This window comes from Terasakiella sp. 4MB5A (assembly GCF_050058155.1).
Classification (GTDB): domain Bacteria; phylum Pseudomonadota; class Alphaproteobacteria; order Rhodospirillales; family Terasakiellaceae; genus Terasakiella; species Terasakiella halodenitrificans.
Genome location: NZ_CP188815.1, coordinates 812731 through 829199 on the forward strand (window position 1 = coordinate 812731; position 16469 = coordinate 829199).

18 protein-coding genes and 1 tRNA gene are annotated in these 16469 nt (G+C 45.6%); 5 read left to right on the forward strand and 14 right to left on the reverse strand.

Annotated features, from left to right (window positions below):
- Positions 1 to 73: 73 nt before the first annotated feature.
- Positions 74 to 2227: a methyl-accepting chemotaxis protein gene (locus tag ACI0FF_RS03950; RefSeq protein WP_419798834.1), complete on the reverse strand. Its 2154-nt coding sequence runs from the start codon at positions 2225 to 2227 to the stop codon at positions 74 to 76.
- Between the two features lie 254 nt (positions 2228 to 2481).
- Here ACI0FF_RS03950 and ACI0FF_RS03955 point away from each other — a divergent pair, with 254 nt between their 5' ends.
- Complete coding sequence (locus tag ACI0FF_RS03955) at positions 2482 to 3282, forward strand: HesA/MoeB/ThiF family protein (protein WP_419798835.1); 801 nt, start codon at positions 2482 to 2484, stop codon at positions 3280 to 3282.
- A 40-nt stretch (positions 3283 to 3322) separates the two neighbouring features.
- The gene (locus tag ACI0FF_RS03960) at positions 3323 to 4159 is read left to right on the forward strand and encodes a trypsin-like serine peptidase (protein ID WP_419798836.1); all 837 of its coding nucleotides are present in this window, start codon (positions 3323 to 3325) and stop codon (positions 4157 to 4159) included.
- Here ACI0FF_RS03960 and ACI0FF_RS03965 read toward each other — a convergent pair.
- The 4 genes from ACI0FF_RS03965 to ACI0FF_RS03980 all read right to left on the reverse strand — a co-directional run bounded on the left by ACI0FF_RS03965 (position 4089) and on the right by ACI0FF_RS03980 (position 7448).
- Positions 4089 to 5273 carry a Bcr/CflA family multidrug efflux MFS transporter gene (locus ACI0FF_RS03965; protein ID WP_419798837.1) on the reverse strand — a complete coding sequence of 395 codons (1185 nt, stop codon included), beginning with the start codon at positions 5271 to 5273 and terminating at the stop codon, positions 4089 to 4091. The genes ACI0FF_RS03960 and ACI0FF_RS03965 overlap by 71 nt on opposite strands.
- A gap of 63 nt (positions 5274 to 5336) precedes the next feature.
- Positions 5337 to 5672, reverse strand: a complete 336-nt coding sequence (locus ACI0FF_RS03970; RefSeq protein ID WP_419798838.1) for a hypothetical protein — start codon at positions 5670 to 5672, stop codon at positions 5337 to 5339.
- Positions 5673 to 5747: 75 nt separating this feature from the next.
- Positions 5748 to 6521, reverse strand: coding sequence for a radical SAM protein (locus ACI0FF_RS03975; RefSeq protein ID WP_419798839.1), 774 nt, complete (start codon positions 6519 to 6521; stop codon positions 5748 to 5750).
- A 225-nt stretch (positions 6522 to 6746) separates the two neighbouring features.
- Entirely contained in the window at positions 6747 to 7448 is a 702-nt protein-coding gene (locus tag ACI0FF_RS03980; RefSeq protein ID WP_419798840.1) for an ArsR/SmtB family transcription factor, read from the reverse strand.
- Positions 7449 to 7519: 71 nt separating this feature from the next.
- Between ACI0FF_RS03980 and ACI0FF_RS03985 the strand changes: the two genes are divergently transcribed.
- Positions 7520 to 7849 carry an NIPSNAP family protein gene (locus ACI0FF_RS03985; protein WP_419798841.1) on the forward strand — a complete coding sequence of 110 codons (330 nt, stop codon included), beginning with the start codon at positions 7520 to 7522 and terminating at the stop codon, positions 7847 to 7849.
- Positions 7846 to 8193 carry an antibiotic biosynthesis monooxygenase family protein gene (locus tag ACI0FF_RS03990; protein WP_419798842.1) on the forward strand — a complete coding sequence of 116 codons (348 nt, stop codon included), beginning with the start codon at positions 7846 to 7848 and terminating at the stop codon, positions 8191 to 8193. Before ACI0FF_RS03985 ends, ACI0FF_RS03990 begins: the two co-directional genes overlap by 4 nt.
- Before the next feature lie 53 nt (positions 8194 to 8246).
- Here ACI0FF_RS03990 and ACI0FF_RS03995 read toward each other — a convergent pair whose 3' ends face one another.
- The 9 genes from ACI0FF_RS03995 to ACI0FF_RS04035 all read right to left on the reverse strand — a co-directional run bounded on the left by ACI0FF_RS03995 (position 8247) and on the right by ACI0FF_RS04035 (position 16074).
- The gene (locus ACI0FF_RS03995) at positions 8247 to 8813 is read right to left on the reverse strand and encodes a hypothetical protein (RefSeq protein ID WP_419798843.1); all 567 of its coding nucleotides are present in this window, start codon (positions 8811 to 8813) and stop codon (positions 8247 to 8249) included.
- 60 nt (positions 8814 to 8873) lie between these two features.
- The gene (locus tag ACI0FF_RS04000) at positions 8874 to 9797 is read right to left on the reverse strand and encodes an Hsp33 family molecular chaperone HslO (RefSeq protein WP_419798844.1); all 924 of its coding nucleotides are present in this window, start codon (positions 9795 to 9797) and stop codon (positions 8874 to 8876) included.
- 93 nt (positions 9798 to 9890) lie between these two features.
- A complete protein-coding gene (gene argF / locus ACI0FF_RS04005; RefSeq protein ID WP_419798845.1) occupies positions 9891 to 10799 on the reverse strand; it encodes an ornithine carbamoyltransferase in 909 nt (302 codons plus the stop codon).
- A complete protein-coding gene (locus tag ACI0FF_RS04010; protein WP_419798846.1) occupies positions 10799 to 11974 on the reverse strand; it encodes an aspartate aminotransferase family protein in 1176 nt (391 codons plus the stop codon). Before ACI0FF_RS04010 ends, argF begins: the two co-directional genes overlap by 1 nt.
- A gap of 127 nt (positions 11975 to 12101) precedes the next feature.
- Positions 12102 to 12650, reverse strand: coding sequence for a gamma-glutamylcyclotransferase (locus ACI0FF_RS04015; RefSeq protein ID WP_419798847.1), 549 nt, complete (start codon positions 12648 to 12650; stop codon positions 12102 to 12104).
- 420 nt (positions 12651 to 13070) lie between these two features.
- Positions 13071 to 13484, reverse strand: coding sequence for a dihydroneopterin aldolase (gene folB / locus ACI0FF_RS04020; protein ID WP_188663855.1), 414 nt, complete (start codon positions 13482 to 13484; stop codon positions 13071 to 13073).
- A gap of 20 nt (positions 13485 to 13504) precedes the next feature.
- A complete protein-coding gene (locus tag ACI0FF_RS04025) occupies positions 13505 to 14263 on the reverse strand; it encodes an SDR family oxidoreductase (protein ID WP_419798848.1) in 759 nt (252 codons plus the stop codon).
- Between the two features lie 29 nt (positions 14264 to 14292).
- Complete coding sequence (locus ACI0FF_RS04030; protein WP_419798849.1) at positions 14293 to 15270, reverse strand: calcium/sodium antiporter; 978 nt, start codon at positions 15268 to 15270, stop codon at positions 14293 to 14295.
- 108 nt (positions 15271 to 15378) lie between these two features.
- A complete protein-coding gene (locus ACI0FF_RS04035) occupies positions 15379 to 16074 on the reverse strand; it encodes an AAA family ATPase (RefSeq protein WP_419798850.1) in 696 nt (231 codons plus the stop codon).
- A gap of 218 nt (positions 16075 to 16292) precedes the next feature.
- Here ACI0FF_RS04035 and ACI0FF_RS04040 point away from each other — a divergent pair.
- Positions 16293 to 16383 (forward strand) — tRNA-Ser (locus tag ACI0FF_RS04040).
- Positions 16384 to 16469: the final 86 nt, after the last annotated feature.

Genomic DNA, 16469 nt, shown 5'->3' on the forward strand with positions numbered 1-16469 from the left:
GGAGCCTTTTTTTTGATGTTACTTAAGTCCATAACAAGCTGTGTGTGAAAGGGTAATTATATAATTTCGAAGCCTAGCTATTTTGCGCCTCATGAACATCATGTAAGAATTTCACCACATGCTGCTGTAATTCGTCACTTTCACTTAATAATGAACTTGCTGAATCAAAGACCATTTGAGACATGGTTCCGGTTTCACCTGCGGCTTGGGCGACGCCCTGAATATTGCGGGAAACTTCTTGTGTGCCTTGTGCTGCTTCTTCCACGTTGCGTGAAATTTCGGCTGTTGACGCATTTTGTTCTTCAACTGCGCCTGCAATCGCTGTCGAAAGCTCATTCACACGGGCAATCACATTGGAAATCGCACGAATGGCCCCAACGGCATCATTTGTCTCGCCTTGCACCTGACTGATTTGAGTACGTATTTGTTCGGTTGCTTCACCTGTCTGACTGGCCAACATCTTGACTTCGGATGCGACCACGGCAAACCCTTTTCCTGCGTCACCTGCACGTGCGGCTTCAATTGTTGCATTTAAGGCCAGCATATTTGTCTGATCGGCAATATCATTAATCAAATTGATAACGTTGCCAATTTCATCAGCCGCACCCGCCAATCGTTCAATTTTTTGGTTGGCTTCATCCGTTTGACGTACCGCATCGGTCAAAATGGAGGTGGATTCTGAAATTTGTCGCGAAATCTCTTCAATAGATGCGGTCAATTCTGTACTTGCGGCAGAGACCGTTTGAACATTTGCTGTTGCTTCTTCGGTTGCTGCAGAAACAGCCGTGCTTTGTTTTTGGGTTTGTTCCGCATTGGCCGACAAGGTATTTGCGGCACCGTGCATTTCTTCAACCGAGCCTTTTACTTTGGTCAGCATATCTGTGATAACTTGATCAAAGTTCTTCGTCAGTGCTTCAATCTTTTTCTGTCGATTTTCACGTCTTATCACCTGTTCTTTTTCTTCCGTTTCCAGGCGAACCCGCTCAATCGCATTATCTTTAAAGATTTTGACGGCCTGTGCCATATCGCCAATTTCATCCCCACGCTCATGATAGGGAATTTCAACAGTGTTATCCCCTTCAGCCAAAACATTCATTGCACGCGTGATGCTACTAATCGGTCGGGTAATGGTTCTTGCAAATAAGAAGGCAAAAACAGCGCCGATAATGGATATGATTAAGACGATAACCGCGCTGATGTTGCGAACCGATGTCGCCGTACTCATAGCTTCTTCTACATCGACCTCTGCAATAACTGCCCATTTTGTATTGAAAAACTCAATAGGTGTATAAGCCGATAGAACCGCAATATTGCGGTAATCCATAATCTGATAAGCCCCGGTTTTGCCTTGCAATGCTTCTTTAACGGTCTGGCTTTCTACTTTATTTTTCAGAATGGTGCTTTCCTTGGAGAAACGCGAATCACTGCGCATCAAATAGTCGTCACCAACAATATATGTTTCGCCGGTTTCTCCCATTCCTTCTGCGGATTGCATGATGCGATTAATTTCACCGATCGGCATTTGATAAACCAAGACACCAAGAAATTCAGACTGTTTTCCCACAACCGGCATACCGATGAAGCTGGCTGGTGCATCTGCACTAGGAGCATAGGGGCGGAAATCTTTAAAGATTGTCACACCATCCTGATGATCTTTCACAATATCCCTAAAAAGCACGCCAAGGTCGCTTTTGGCCCATTTCCCATCGTTTAAGTTTGTTGCGAAATCCAGTTCTTTATAAACGCTATAAATGATATTTCCTGTCGTATCGATTAGAAAAACATCATAATAGTTTCGGGCTTCCAACAACCTCCGAAAATAGGGATGGAACTCTCCATGAACCTGATCATAAGTCGATCCGGTGGAGGCCATATCCAACTTATGTTTCTCACCTAAAGGGTTGGGGTTATCTGTAATATATGCCTTTTGTAAACCGTTTGTTTTATCACCTTCAATCTCATTCCAACCTTGAAGAAAATGGCTTATTGCCTCAGAAACTACGGGACTGTGTGCCTGAATTTTAAGGTCACTGGAAATAATATTAAGATAATTAGAAAGTTCCGACTTACGCGCAGCAACTAAAGACACCAGCTTATTGCTTTCAGCCTCTTCAAAGCCTTCAGAGACTTTAAACATAATAACGGTACTTAACAATAATCCAGTCGCAATAAGAAGAACGACTGTAAAAACAGGTAACTTCTTTGAAATTTGAATATCAGATAACATCACACTTTCCTCGGCCTGGCTCTTTTTTTATCATGTGCCTAATTTGTAGGCATGTTATTTGATGATGTCCAAGTAAAAAATCTATATAAGATTATTTCTTCAGAAAACATCAACTAATAATTTAATTAGGGGATGGGGCATACGGTTTTCAATATGTATCCGGTCAAAGAGTACTTTAATTTTTTAACGAATTGACACTTGCAAGCCGACTGCGAACTATGTGACAACAAAATGAATTAAGAAAAGGGTGTTTAATGGACTTTACAGACGAACAATTACAGCGCTACGCCCGGCATATCCTGTTGCCTGAAGTCGGTGGTGAAGGGCAGGCCAAATTGTTGAACGCCAAGGTTCTGGTTGTCGGGGCTGGTGGGCTGGGTGCCCCTGTTTTGATGTATCTGGCCGCAGCAGGCGTCGGGACCATAGGCATTATTGACGATGATGTTGTCGATTTGTCCAACTTGCAGCGCCAAGTCATTCATGCGACCTCAACTCTTGATTTGCCAAAAGTTGAAAGTGCCAAAGAACGGATGCTGGCAATAAATCCAGAGTTAACCATTCAAACCTACAAGGAACGCCTGCGCCCGGACAATATTTTATCTATCATTGCTGATTATGATATTGTTGCAGACGGTACGGATAATTTCGAAACGCGTTTTCTCATTAATGATGCGTGCTATTTTGCCAAAAAGACTTTGGTTTCTGCCGCGATCCTGCGTTTTGACGGGCAACTTTCTACATTCAAATCCCATGAAGAGGGGGAAGACAAGCCGTGTTATCGCTGTATTTTTCGCGAACCACCGCCCCCTGGACAGGTGCCGACCTGTTCGCAAGCTGGTGTATTGGGCGCCATATGCGGTACAATGGGATCTTTGCAGGCAACCGAAGTTTTGAAAGAAATTATGCAAATTGGTCAATCTATGTCGGGTCGATTAATGATTTATGATGCGCTTTATAGCGATTTTCGCACGATCAAGGTTAAACGCGACAGTGGATGTCTGCTGTGTGGGGAGAGCCCCGAAATCATCGATCTATCCATCCATAAGAAGGGCTGATTGATTGCGCACGTGGCTTCTTTTTTGTCTTTTGATTATATTGAGTGCTCAAAACGTACAGGCAGCGGACAAGATCCATTTGCGCGGCATTAAAGGCCATGACGACCGCATTTTAATAGAAAAATATCAATATCCCTGGAGTGCGATCGGTCGTCTGAATTCTGAAGTTGGTGGGTTCTGCAGCGCTACCCTGATTGCACCGAAATTAATCCTGACGGCGGCTCATTGCCTATGGAATAAAAAACGTAAAGTCTGGTTTAAACCCTATACGTTACATTTTCTCCCTGGTTATCGGCGCGGCAGTTATAACGCCCATGCCAAGGGCAAAAAGTTTCACATTGCACCCGGTTACGATCCTAAAAAAATAAATAATTTACCGAAATCAGCAAAGGACTGGGCTTTGGTGGAGCTGGCAACCGATATCAGCCCGATCGTTGGCACCTTTGCCTTGGCTGAAACGAGTCAGCAAGCCTATAATCAATTAAAGCAGCAGGGTATTCATTATATTCAAGCTGGCTACAGTCAAGACAAAGCCCATATCCTGAGCATTGATAAAAAGTGCCAACTCAAAAAATATGATGCTGCACTGGATGTGGTTTTTCATAATTGCGATGCGGTTAATGGCGATTCAGGTTCCCCTATCTTCTATCTGGAAAACAATATCCCAACATTGGCCTATATCCATGTTGCGACCACACGCAAGGGTGAAGCCCAAGGTGTTGCCGTTAGTCTGAAACATATTGTGCAATATTTAAAAAAGAATGGGATGTGGGCGCAGGCGCAACAGGCCCGTGAACCGAGTGAGCCTAAATCTTCGAGCGAACAAAAACAAAATAAGTTACAAAGCTCAGCACCCCCATCACCGCTATGGCGCTGACCATTGGCAAATGCGTCCCGTTATGTAATAGACCGACCGAGCCACCGACACAGGCGGCAATTGTCATTTGCAAAAAGCCCATCAGAGCGGAGGCTGACCCCGCCATTTTAGGGAAAGGACCAATAGCACCAGCCATAGAATTGGGCATCACTAAACCGACGGCAACCATAAACAAGACCATCGGTGCAACCACACTGGTTGGTGTATTCCCGCCTATATATGCGATCCCTGCCAGCAACAGGCCTGCAATCATCGCGAGGATACTGCCGTAGCATAACATGCGGGGGCCACCCAGTTTACGGGAGAAACGGCCCGCTAACAGCGTGCCGCTAATATATCCGCAGACAACAATTCCAAAACAAATTCCGTAGATATTCGGTTCTAATCCGAAAATATCGATAAAGACAAATGAAGAACCTGAAATAAATGCAAAAAGGCCCGAGAACACGAAACTATTGAGCAAAACATAACCCAAAAAATCACGATGTTTGAGCAATTGCACATAATTACCGACAATGCGGGCGGGTTTTAGGGCTTCTGGGTTTTGGTGCATGTTTGTTTCTCGAATCAGGAAAAAAACCAGACTAATAAGAACAAAAGCAAAAATACTAATTGCCACGAAATTTGCCTGCCAACCAAACCATACTTGCAGATAGCCGCCAAACATCGGTGCAACGGCAGGGGCCAAAGCCATGGCAGACCCCATATAAGCCAACACTTGTGCAGCGCGTTCCTGTCCGTAAACATCACGCACGACAGCACGTCCCAAGACCGGGCCGCTACAGGCGCCAAATGCCTGGAAAAATCGGGCTAAAATCAATCCTTCGATGGTAGTTGATAAAAAACAGGCAACACTTGCCAAACCATAAACGGTAATACCGAACAAAAGAACAGGTCGGCGTCCAAATCTGTCAGATAAAGGGCCGTAAAATAATTGGGAAACCGCAAATCCGGCCAAAAAGACACTTAAGGTCAATTGAACTTGAGAAACTGTTGCGCCAAAATCTGTCTTCATCGCCGGTAAAGACGGTAAATACATATCAGTTGAAAGAGGGCCAAAGGCAACGAGCGCCGTTAAGATAGCCGCAAACAGGAATGATTCAGGGCGGAGCATTGAAAAGACCATTTAGTTACATTTGAAACTTGTATAGCCTTTTCTCCAGATCAAGTAAAGCGGCTAAATTACCTTGCTTCCACCAAATGCTTCTAGGGCTTCATCTAGGCTACCGCGTAATTCCCTGCGATGTTCCAGCTTGTTACGCGCTGCTTCTGGCAATTCATCCATTGATATTGCGCCTTTTAACATCAAAATCTCGATTAAATCTTCTAATACCCGCACCATTGCGAGATCACTTTGAGTTAAATCAATCAGTGCTTCATGTGCATCGCCGGAGGCATGCAAAAAAGCGAGAACATCCGGGTGGTTCATCGCTAATTCTTCTTCGAAACTAACCTGAGCTATTCTGGACAAACCAGTGATTTGACCGTTTGGATTACGTTGAACAAATGGCATGCGCGCCTCCTTTATCAGATTTTTCTTTTAGCTTGTCTGATATGGCGAAAGAAAACAATCAAAATCGCGCTTAGGTTAAAGGCCGCGCATAAAGGCCGGACGAATCCCTTGTTGGGTTTGTAAAGACATCCGCACTTGTGCAACCAAACGATCTTGATCTTTTGGTAAATTACCCGCTAATGCCAAAGCGTTTGAAGCATGATTGGATCGGAAAATCACCGGAGCAGGCGGCTTGATGTTGGCCAGCAGGCGTTCCAGCTCTATCAACACAGCGATATCGCTTTGTGGTTCAAACGGTTCACCAAACTTGGTCATAAACTCGTCATAGGCAATCTCTTCGAGATAGAGCTGCAATGTTGATAAATAGTTTACAGGGGCCTGAGATAGCAATTCAACGGTCCCATCAATATGTTCTTCCCAATATTTCTGACCACCCAGTCCTAAAATAACCGTAGCAGAAATTTTTAAGCCGGCTTCGCGTGCCTTGATTAAAGCTTCCGCAATTCCTTTTTGTGATGCTCCTTTGGTGATTTTTTTCAACATTATCGGCGCACCGGACTCAATCCCGACATAAAACAACGGCATTTTACGAGCAGCCAGTTCGGACAATTCCTCAGGCGTCTTTTTCAGGATATTGCCCGGTGTGGCATAGGCTGAAACCCGATTCAGGTTAGGAAAACATGCAGCCAGCTTATCTAAAATCGCGCGTAAACTATCCATTGGCAGCGTTAAAGCATCTCCATCTGCCAAGAAGATACGATGGGCTTCGGGCCAAACACGGGCCGCCTGCTCGATATCGGCAAACACATCTTCCAATGCACGTGCGCGATATTCTTTCGTCTTATACATAGAACAGAAAGAACACTGATTAAAACTACATCCCAACGTCGCTTGAATAATCAAATTATTCCCTTCAGACGGCGGGCGATAAAGAGGCATGTCGTACGAAAGCATGAGATTACAAATATTTCAGTATATTGTTTTCAGGGAATAGCAAAATATCGACCAAACAAGTTTAAGAAGCTGATCTAATATCCGCAATTTATTACACAAATATCTTCCATTTAATAACTCTTATAATTTTCTTGATCTCTGCGAAACCGGGAAATTTTCTTCAAACTTTATTTTTCCTGACCTGGAAAAATGTAGAACCCGGCTGTCTGTCTCTCTTTTTACCCAGCCCAACTCAAAGAAATGATTGAGTAAAGAGGCTCCAAGTGCACCAGACAGATGACTACGCCTTACACTCCAATCAAGGCAACTGTTACATAAGGGACGACCTTTTTGTGCCATGTTATCAAGATTAATTCCAAAGTCTTCGATAAACTTGATTCCCTCTTGAGTTAAAGACAGGCCATCACCATTAACCTGAAGAAGATTACGTTCAACAAGACTGTCATATAATTGGACACCCATGTCACCCGCAAGGTGATCGTAACAAATTCTGGAATGCCTAAGTATTGAGTCTTTGGGGCCAGTACGAACACGCACATGACCTTTGCGTTCTGCAAGTCCTATCAAACGTTCAATCACAAGTGCGACTTCATCATCTGCAAGACAAAAGTATCGGTGTCGCCCTTGTTTGCGCAACTTTAATAAGCCGCCTTCTTCTAATTTTTTAAGGTGAGAACTCGCGGTTTGAGCTGAAATGCCAGCAACTTTAGCCAGTTCAGTTGCTGTCAAGGCGATTCCCCCCATCAAGGCGTTCAACATATTTGCACGTGCTGGATCGCCAATTAAAGAGCCTATTAAAGTAATATCCGGTCCTTCTTTCATACTTCGATCGTAATCGAAGCTTTATCATCATTCAATCCGTTAAAAGAGGACATCAACAACGGAGACACGTTATGATTACATGCTTCATCAAGTATCAAATAGACCCAACGAAAAAAGATAAATTTATCGAATATTCTCAAAACTGGGGGCAAGCAATTCCTCGTTGCGGAGCTGACCTTATTGGTTATTTTGCACCGCATGAGGGCTCTAGTACACTGGCCTATGGTGTATATTCTATTGAAAGTCTTGCAGCCTATGAGGAATACAGAACGCGCTTAGCTGCTGACCCACTGGGAAAAGAAAATTATGAATTTGCCCTAAAAGAAAAATTCTTAATTAGGGAGGAACGTACTTTTCTTAAACTTGCTTCCTCACCGCATACGGAAATGGTGAAATTATGATTGCAGTTATTTTTGAGGTTGAACCTCACGAAGAACATCAAAAAGCATATCTCGATATTGCTGCCAAGTTACGTCCTGAACTGGAAAAAATTAAGGGATTTATTTCTGTTGAACGCTTTCAAAGCTTAACTGTTGAAAACAAAATTTTATCCTTATCTTTCTTTGAAGATGAGGAAGCGGTTAAAGCATGGCGTAATCTGCAGGAACATCGTCAAGCTCAATCAATTGGTCGAGCAAAACTATTCAAGGATTATCACCTAAGAATTGCTCATGTTATCCGAAATTATTCAAAGGATGATCGAGACCAATGCCCACAAGACAGTCAAGCCTCGCATAAGAGTTAACTCTCGCTCTTTCCTCACTATGCGCAGAATAGTGAGGAAAGAGGAATCTGCTGCTAGAAAGATTGCGTACGGATATTTTCTGTCATGACCTGATTGAAATCAGCCATCAGCTTTTCCAAAAGCTCGTACCATTTCTTTTCAAGTTCCAAAAGACTGGTATCTTCTGATACCGTCATATAACGATGTGCCTTTGCTGTCGCAAAGCCTTTGTTTTTGCCCTGAGCATCATAGAGGTCCAAGCGCCCCTCTACGGTCAGGTCATAGCGTTCAGACTGATCGGTGGTGAAGACACCTTTGATACCGGTCTTTTTTTGCAATTTATTTTCAACGGCTGAAGCTTCTAATATCGTGAAAACGGCCTGTCCACCGGACCCATTGGGTTGTAAGCGGTCGTAGGCCCATTGTGTCATCGCTTTATTGGGTGAAGTCGGTAAACGATGGGAAATTTCCTTACCTTCGATACTGGTGATGCTTTTGTTCACGACATCCAGTTTTGCTGCTTGTACCGGAATCGGTGCCAGATGTTTAAAGGTCATTTCCGGTAGATTTTGCACAGGTGGTGTATTCGTACAAGCCGAGATCAGAAGCACACCAGCGAAAGCCAAAATCCATTTTTTCATGACGAATACCTATGTCGTTATTTGCACCACTAACCAGTGAACGCATAAACATTTGAATTGTCAATGTTTGACGGCTTGTTCCGCCTGTTTTTCATCGCGCAGTTCTGCCAGACGATCTTTATTAAACGTGTAGTTCGTGGAGCAGAAATGACAGGTTACTGTTGTACCGCCTTCCTCAATCATATCGTTTAATTCCGGTACAGGCATTCCTTTGAGTGTCGCAATCAACCGTTCTTCTGAACAGCGGCATTCCTGATGGATGGTCTTGGTTTCATAAACACGTACGCCTTCTTCATGGAACAATCGGTAAGGCAGGTCTGCCATGCCGAGGCTGGCATCCAGCATCTCCGCATCCGTCAGGCTTTTTAACATGATGGATGCATGGTTCCATTTTTCACGTGCTTGATCATCATTACCGCTTTCATCTGGCAAACGCTGGATCATCACCACACAAATTCCGCTGTCGCCATGTGCGATTTTAAATTCCGTATCCAGCTGTTCGGAATTTTTAAAGTAGCTGTAGGCACATTCGCTTAAAGATTGGCCTTCCAACGCCGTCAATCCCTGATAGGGTTGCATATGTTTGCCTTGATCCACGGTAAAGGCCAAACGACCGGTGCCTAACAGTGTTTCGACACTCGGTTCAATGTCTTTGCCCAGTGCCTCCAGCTTATCCATGTCGTAACCGGCATATCCACGCAAACCGCCATCGGAGGTAATGTCGCTGACCAACGCCTTGATCGGGCCGGCTCCTTCGCCTTCTGAAATCGCTTGCAGAGAAAAAACACCATCATATTTTAACCCGGACGCCAGCGCGACCGTTAAACCCATTGCTTCACTTAAGATATCTGCGATCGGTTTTGGATATTTATGGGCATCCAGAATTTTATGAACAGAAGCGCCTAGACGAATAACACGACCACGAATATCCAGTTCATCAACCTGAAACGGTAAAACGCGATCTTCCAACAATTGTTTGCTCATTTTGTACACTCAACAGAACAGCTACGCCCCCAACTGCAACAACAGATCAGGGGCGCAACAATAATTAAACCTTGGTTGTTATATAGTCGCAGATTACATCATTGACCAGACCATAACGCCTTTTTGAGCATGAAGACGGTTTTCCGCCTCATCCCAAACGACGGAATTTACCCCGTCGATCACCTCGTCGGTGACTTCCTCGTTACGGTGTGCCGGTAGACAATGCAGGAACAAGGCATCACTTTGTGCCTGCGCCATTAAATCCGCATTAACTTGATACGGAGTTAGTAATTCCATCCGGCGATCATAATCCGTATCGCCCATAGATACCCAAGTATCGGTCACAATAACATCTGATCCATTTGCTGCCTGCTTGGGATCCTTGACCACAGATACATTCCCGCCTTCATTAGCCGCCCAATCCAGATAATGATCATCGACCATCAATTCATCCGGGCAGCACAAACGCAATTCAAAACCGAAACGGGTCGCCGCTTCCACATAAGAATTGGCCATATTGTTGCCATCGCCAATCCATGTCACTACTTTACCCGTAATCGGACCACGATGTTCTTCAATCGTCAGAATATCGGCCATCAATTGACAAGGATGGCTGTTATCCGTCAAGGCATTGATGACAGGGACCGTACAATAATGCGCCATTTCCATCAGTTTTTCATGGGAATCTGTGCGTAACATCACGCCATCAACCATACGCGACAGAACGCGTGCCGTATCGGCAATTGTTTCACCACGACCTAATTGAGAATTATCACCCATGATCACCAGTGGATGACCACCCAATTGTACCATACCGACCTCAAAAGAAACGCGCGTTCGGGTACTGGGTTTTTCAAAGATCATCGCAAGTGTTTTGCCAGCAAGCGGTGACATCCCACCGATCACGTTCATACCATTTTTGTAACTTAGGGCATGATCCAGAATCTGACGTAGATCACTGACGTCTAATTCACTTAAATCTAAAAAATGCTTCGGTTTCATTATACTTTTTCCGAAAGTTCTTTACAGGAGCGTTCGATAATCGCAATCGCCGCTTCGATATGTTCTTCATGAACCACGAGCGGGGGTAACAAACGCATCACATTATCACCTGCAGGCACCGCCAGCAGGCCATTGTTAAAACACTGTGCAACCAAATCCGTGTTAGGAACAACGCATTCAAAGCCAACCATCAGGCCCAGACCACGCGCGCCTTTGACAATCTGGGGATATTTTGCAACCACATCATTCATACGTTTTTGCAAATATTCGCCCATTTGTGCGACACGATTTAAAAAACCGTCTTCCAAGACAACATCCAGAACCGCGTTGGTTGCGGCCATTGCCAAAGGATTTCCGCCATAGGTCGAACCATGCGCCCCCGGTGCCATACCGCTGGCGGCATCCGCCGTGGCAATACAGGCCCCAACAGGGAAACCACCGCCAATACCCTTGGCAATCGCCATCACATCCGGTGTAATCCCCGCCCACTCATGGGCAAACAGTTTACCTGTTCGACCAACGCCAGTTTGGACTTCATCCATCATCAGCAAAATGCCGTGTTCATCGCACAACTGGCGCAGACCTTGAAGGAAAGCAATATCCGCCGGACGCATGCCGCCTTCGCCTTGGACAGGTTCCACATGAATAGCCGCTGTTTCATCTGTAATCGCAGCACGTGCCGCGTCCAGATCATTAAAGGCAACCTGATCAAAACCGTCCAGCATCGGGCCAAAGCCTTCGCAATGCTTTGCCTGTTTGCCCGCAGATAATGTCGCCATTGTGCGGCCATGAAAGGCACCGGCAAACGTTAAAATGCGATGACGTTTGGACCCTTTGGTTGCGAAATACTTACGTGCAATTTTTATCGCACATTCATTGGCTTCAGCCCCGGAGTTACAGGAAAAGACCACATCACCAAACGTGCTGTCGGCCAGACGTCGGGCAAATCGTTCCTGTCCCTTAATGCGGTAGAGATTGGAACAATGCCACAATTTTGCGGCCTGCTCCGTCAGGGCAGAAACAAGGTGTGGGTGTGCATGTCCAAGACATGTCACGGCCACACCGGCGCCGAAGTCCAGAAAGCGTTTTCCGTCCTCAGCGATTAGGTAAACACCCTCGCCTTTATCGAAAACGACATCAGCCGGGGCATAGGTTTTCATGACTGCATTCGTCATCTGTCGGTACCTTTACCACACGTTTGTTGAAAAAATATTTTCCTGTTAGGGAAAGCCGACGAGTATCGGGATTGCACCTGCTTCTGTCAATTCGAAAAAGGGCTGCTTTTACGGCTTTACCGCCTTTTTAGTCGGTTTTTTGCATTTCTTTGGCTTGGGCAGCACGCAAAATGCTCTCCAGCCCTTCATCCACAATGCCCAAGGCCCGAATATGGCGACAGGTGTTTTCCAGATATTCGAGGGAACGCCCCATCTGCCCCACGCCTTGCAGGACATGATCAACCTTTGTGTCCGGTTCAAAATGTCCTGCATATTGCGGATGGTCTGCGATGGAAACAAAGGTATAGGTTTCCAGCACTTCTCCCGTTTCATCCATCGCCTTCACCCATTTGGGTTCATAGACTTCATGGATCATCTCGCGCTCATACAGGTAATCCATCACATCCGTCACCTGTGCACCCGCTACACGAAAAGCCACCCCCAAGCAGGTGCCACCGGGATTTAATCCCAACACCAGACCGGGGACCTGTGGTGTACCGCGAAAGACATGAGATAAGATGCACAGATCACGGTGATAACCTTCCAGCGTCACTTTACGGCTTTCCAGATAATCAAATCCCGGTCGCCACATTAATGACCCGTATGCAAAAACCCATATATCTTTCTTGACGACCATCTGTTCACTTTTATTTTGACCACTAATATTTTTTTACTCAACACCATCACCTGACTGATTTCAAGTGGGAATCCAAGGACTTCTGCGACGTAGAATTTTAATCCACCAAGCCTGTGGATAAGTTTGTGAGTTAATCTTGGAGATGTACAATTAGGCCAGCAAAACTGCGCGTTCCTAAAACATGCCTATTTTTTGTGCATATAAATAAGTCATTGTTTTGTATAGAGTTTTAAGAATCGTTTTTAGCCCCGGACTCCAGTTGTAAGATTTTCTTAACGCAAATGTAACGTTTTTTTTCTCTTTACAGAATGTGCAAAACTTTGCAGGGGACCCGCCTACGGATTCCTTGCGATTCGCAAAAAAGCGATTCTAAATCAGGTTCAACCTAACATGAAAATTATGCTTGATTCTTCGTTAGAATCACACCCCAGCGTTGAAACGTTCGATCTCAACACCGACACTTGCGATATCGGCAAAAACGTCCAATTTTTCAACACGGATGCGCGCGCATCGTACACGAATATCTTGTAGGCAGGACGCTGCGATTTTTTCAGCGAGCGTCTCACACAGGTTGGTATGATCGCCTGACACAATCTCGCGTACTTTATTGGCGACCTGTTCATAACAGACGACATGGTCGATGTTGTCGTTATGGTGACTTTCGCTTACCGTCAGGTCCAAATTGACACGAATGCGTTGTGGGGCATCGTGTTCATGTTCATAAACACCGATAGAACATAATAAAACAAGGTCACGAATAAATACATGACGCACGGCGGCTTTCGCATCGGCAATACGAAGCGGTTGGACATTCTCGGCTTGAAACGCGCTCATCGGCTTTACCTATCGGTCTGTTATTCTTTCGGCGGTGTGTGGTTGTCGCCTTGCGCCCAACCCAAATGTTCCCCGCCATCAAGGGCAATCATTTGCCCCGTCATCGCTTGTGCGCGTAGGATATACAACACAGCGTTGGAAATTTCCACAAGATCAGTAGGTTTTTTTAACGGAACAGACAAATACTGTTGCTCAAAGTCCTCAGCAGACTGACGCGCACTGGCTAATGTCGGCCCCGGTCCAATCGCATTGACCCGTACATTGGGGGCAAACGCCTGTGCCAAAGTCTGCGTCATTGTCCACAAAGCCGCCTTGGAAATTGTATAGCTGGCAAAATGAGGGGTTAGGTTCCAGACCCGTTGGTCAATGATATTGATAATATTTCCGGAGATCCCCGTCGGCAAGGCTGCAACAAATTTTTGCGACAAAACAAAAGGTGCGCGCAAATTAACCGCCATATGCAAATCCCAGCTTTCGCGTGTTGCATCATAAGCCGTATCATTTTCAAAAACCGAGGCATTGTTAATCAGAGCGTCTACCCGTCCCATTTGGGCGATAATCGCTGGAATAAGATTTTGAACATCATCTTCGTTTGAAAAATCTGCGCTGAACGCACAGGCTGTCCCACCAGATTGTTCAATCGCCTGGCAAACATTCTCTGCATCCGTTCGTGAGCCATGATAATGCAAGGCAATCGCCCATCCTTGGCGCGCCATTTCCTGAGCGATATAAGCCCCGATACGGTGGGCCGCACCCGTAATTAAAGCAACTTTATTCACGTTCGCCAATGATCCTTTGCCTCTTAAACCTAGCTAAATTGCGCTAAAAGGTGTTCGACGCCATAAGCCTGTGCAGAAATATAAGCGACATAACACAGGACAAAAACAAAGCCTTCTTTACGTGACAATTCCCATCGCGTGACCATAAACGGCACCAGTAAGGCTGTAGCCCCCATCATGATCCAAAGATCGAAATCCAATAATTGCTGGGCCACCGGCAAAGGTTGGATTAAAGCAACCAATCCCAGAACACCAAGAATGTTAAACAAGTTGGAACCGATCACGTTGCCAAGGGCCACATCTGTATGACCACGCAAAGCAGCCATACCGCTGGCGGCAAGCTCCGGCAAGCTGGTCCCAATGGCAATCATTGTCAACCCTATCACCTCTTCAGGAACGCCATAAAGACGCGCAACTTCTGTGGCACCATCAACCAATAATTCCGCACCGTAAACAACGGCTGCAATCCCGCCAACGGTCATCACCAGCATCAGCCACAGGTTTTGCGGGGCTTCAATTTCTTCTGCTTCATGGGCGTGTAGTTCTGCCATTTCCGGGTCTGCGCCATGGCGTTCGCGCCAATAGGAATAAAACAGAAAACAGATAAACATCCCAAACAAAATGAAGCCTGCCATAACGTCCAATATGCTAAACCAGCACAAAGCCGTAAAAACAGCTGAACAAACCAGCAAGATCACGCCATCGCGTAGAACCGCACCAGGATCCCCCTGTATAGGCTTGATCAGGGCTGTGACCCCTAAAATCAACAGAATGTTCGCAATGTTAGAACCGATGATGTTACCCGTGGCAATGCCGGCTGCATTCTCCAGCGCTGCATCCAGGCTGACCACGAACTCCGGCGCACTTGTGCCGAGCGCGACAACAGTCATGCCGATCACCAAGGGCGATACACCAACGCGTCGCGCCAAGCCGACAGAACCTTTTACGAGAAATTCCGCCCCTACCAACAGCAAGACGAAACCAATCGCAATCAAAAAATACATCATCACAGGAGATCGACCTTTCGGGCTTTTGTCAAACGAGCTGACTGCTTTGCCATGCTCCCTCCTGAATGTAAAGGGGGTCTCGACATTTACAAGCCCTTTTGGAAGAAATTACCTATTGGTCGTTCCTGTTCTACGTTGCGAGAATCCCATCATTTCCATACTACGGATCAAAATTTCCACGACTTGCTCATAATGGGCAAAATGGTCCGTATTGATTGTCAGATCGAAATTGGTCGGATCATTTAACCGGGAATTAAACATGTTCCAAACAAACTTCGCTCTTTCCTGATTGACTTCCTTGCAGCGTGCTTTTGCCTCAGACAAACTGAGGCGTTCACGATGCGCGACCCGTCTTGCGCAGGCATCAGCGGAACCGGTTAGACGGACCCGCAACACATCGCGCCCTTGCAAAACCACATGACCGCCACGTCCGATGACAATACCACCTTTGTGATATATACAGCGGATAACAGTGACCAGTGCGTTGACATAATCCGTTCGCGAGACATTTTTACCTGTCACCATTGCATATAGCCAAGCATCGCTTGCGGAACTGATTTTTTCGTGAAGTGTTTTCAAAACATTTTTATTCACTTCAGAACGGTGGGCAATCGCATCAATGATATTTTCATCATAGATATCCAATCCCAGTCGTTCCGCCAATAGACGTGAAATTTCCTCGCCACCTGTACCCAGATCGCGTGAAATGGTGATCACTGGATGAAGTGTATGATCTGTATCACCGGGTGATACTTCCACTGCCCGACTTAAGGCCTGAATGACACCTTGTACATCAATAGTCATGATACTTCTCCCCTGCTTACTGACTGTAAAACGGGCTATTCTGTTTCGCCCTCTATTATAACAAAAACCACATGGATTGTCTTGCTATGACGCAAGTGAGAAAAAGAATCTCAGTAAAAACAAAAAAAACAGTTGCAGGCTTACGTCCTTTTCTATAGTTTCCGGCCTCGTTCCAGCACACTTGCTTTATGCAAGAACAGCTTATCGAAAGATATTGCGGACAGATGGCCGAGTGGCTGAAGGCGCTCGCCTGGAACGCGGGTATGGGTTAACAGCTCATCGAGGGTTCGAATCCCTCTCTGTCCGCCATCTTTTTCTATGATTTTGAAATCATTGAAAATATTGACTTTTCTCCCCCATTGGTATGAAATTGTAGCACATTTTCGTAGCACAAT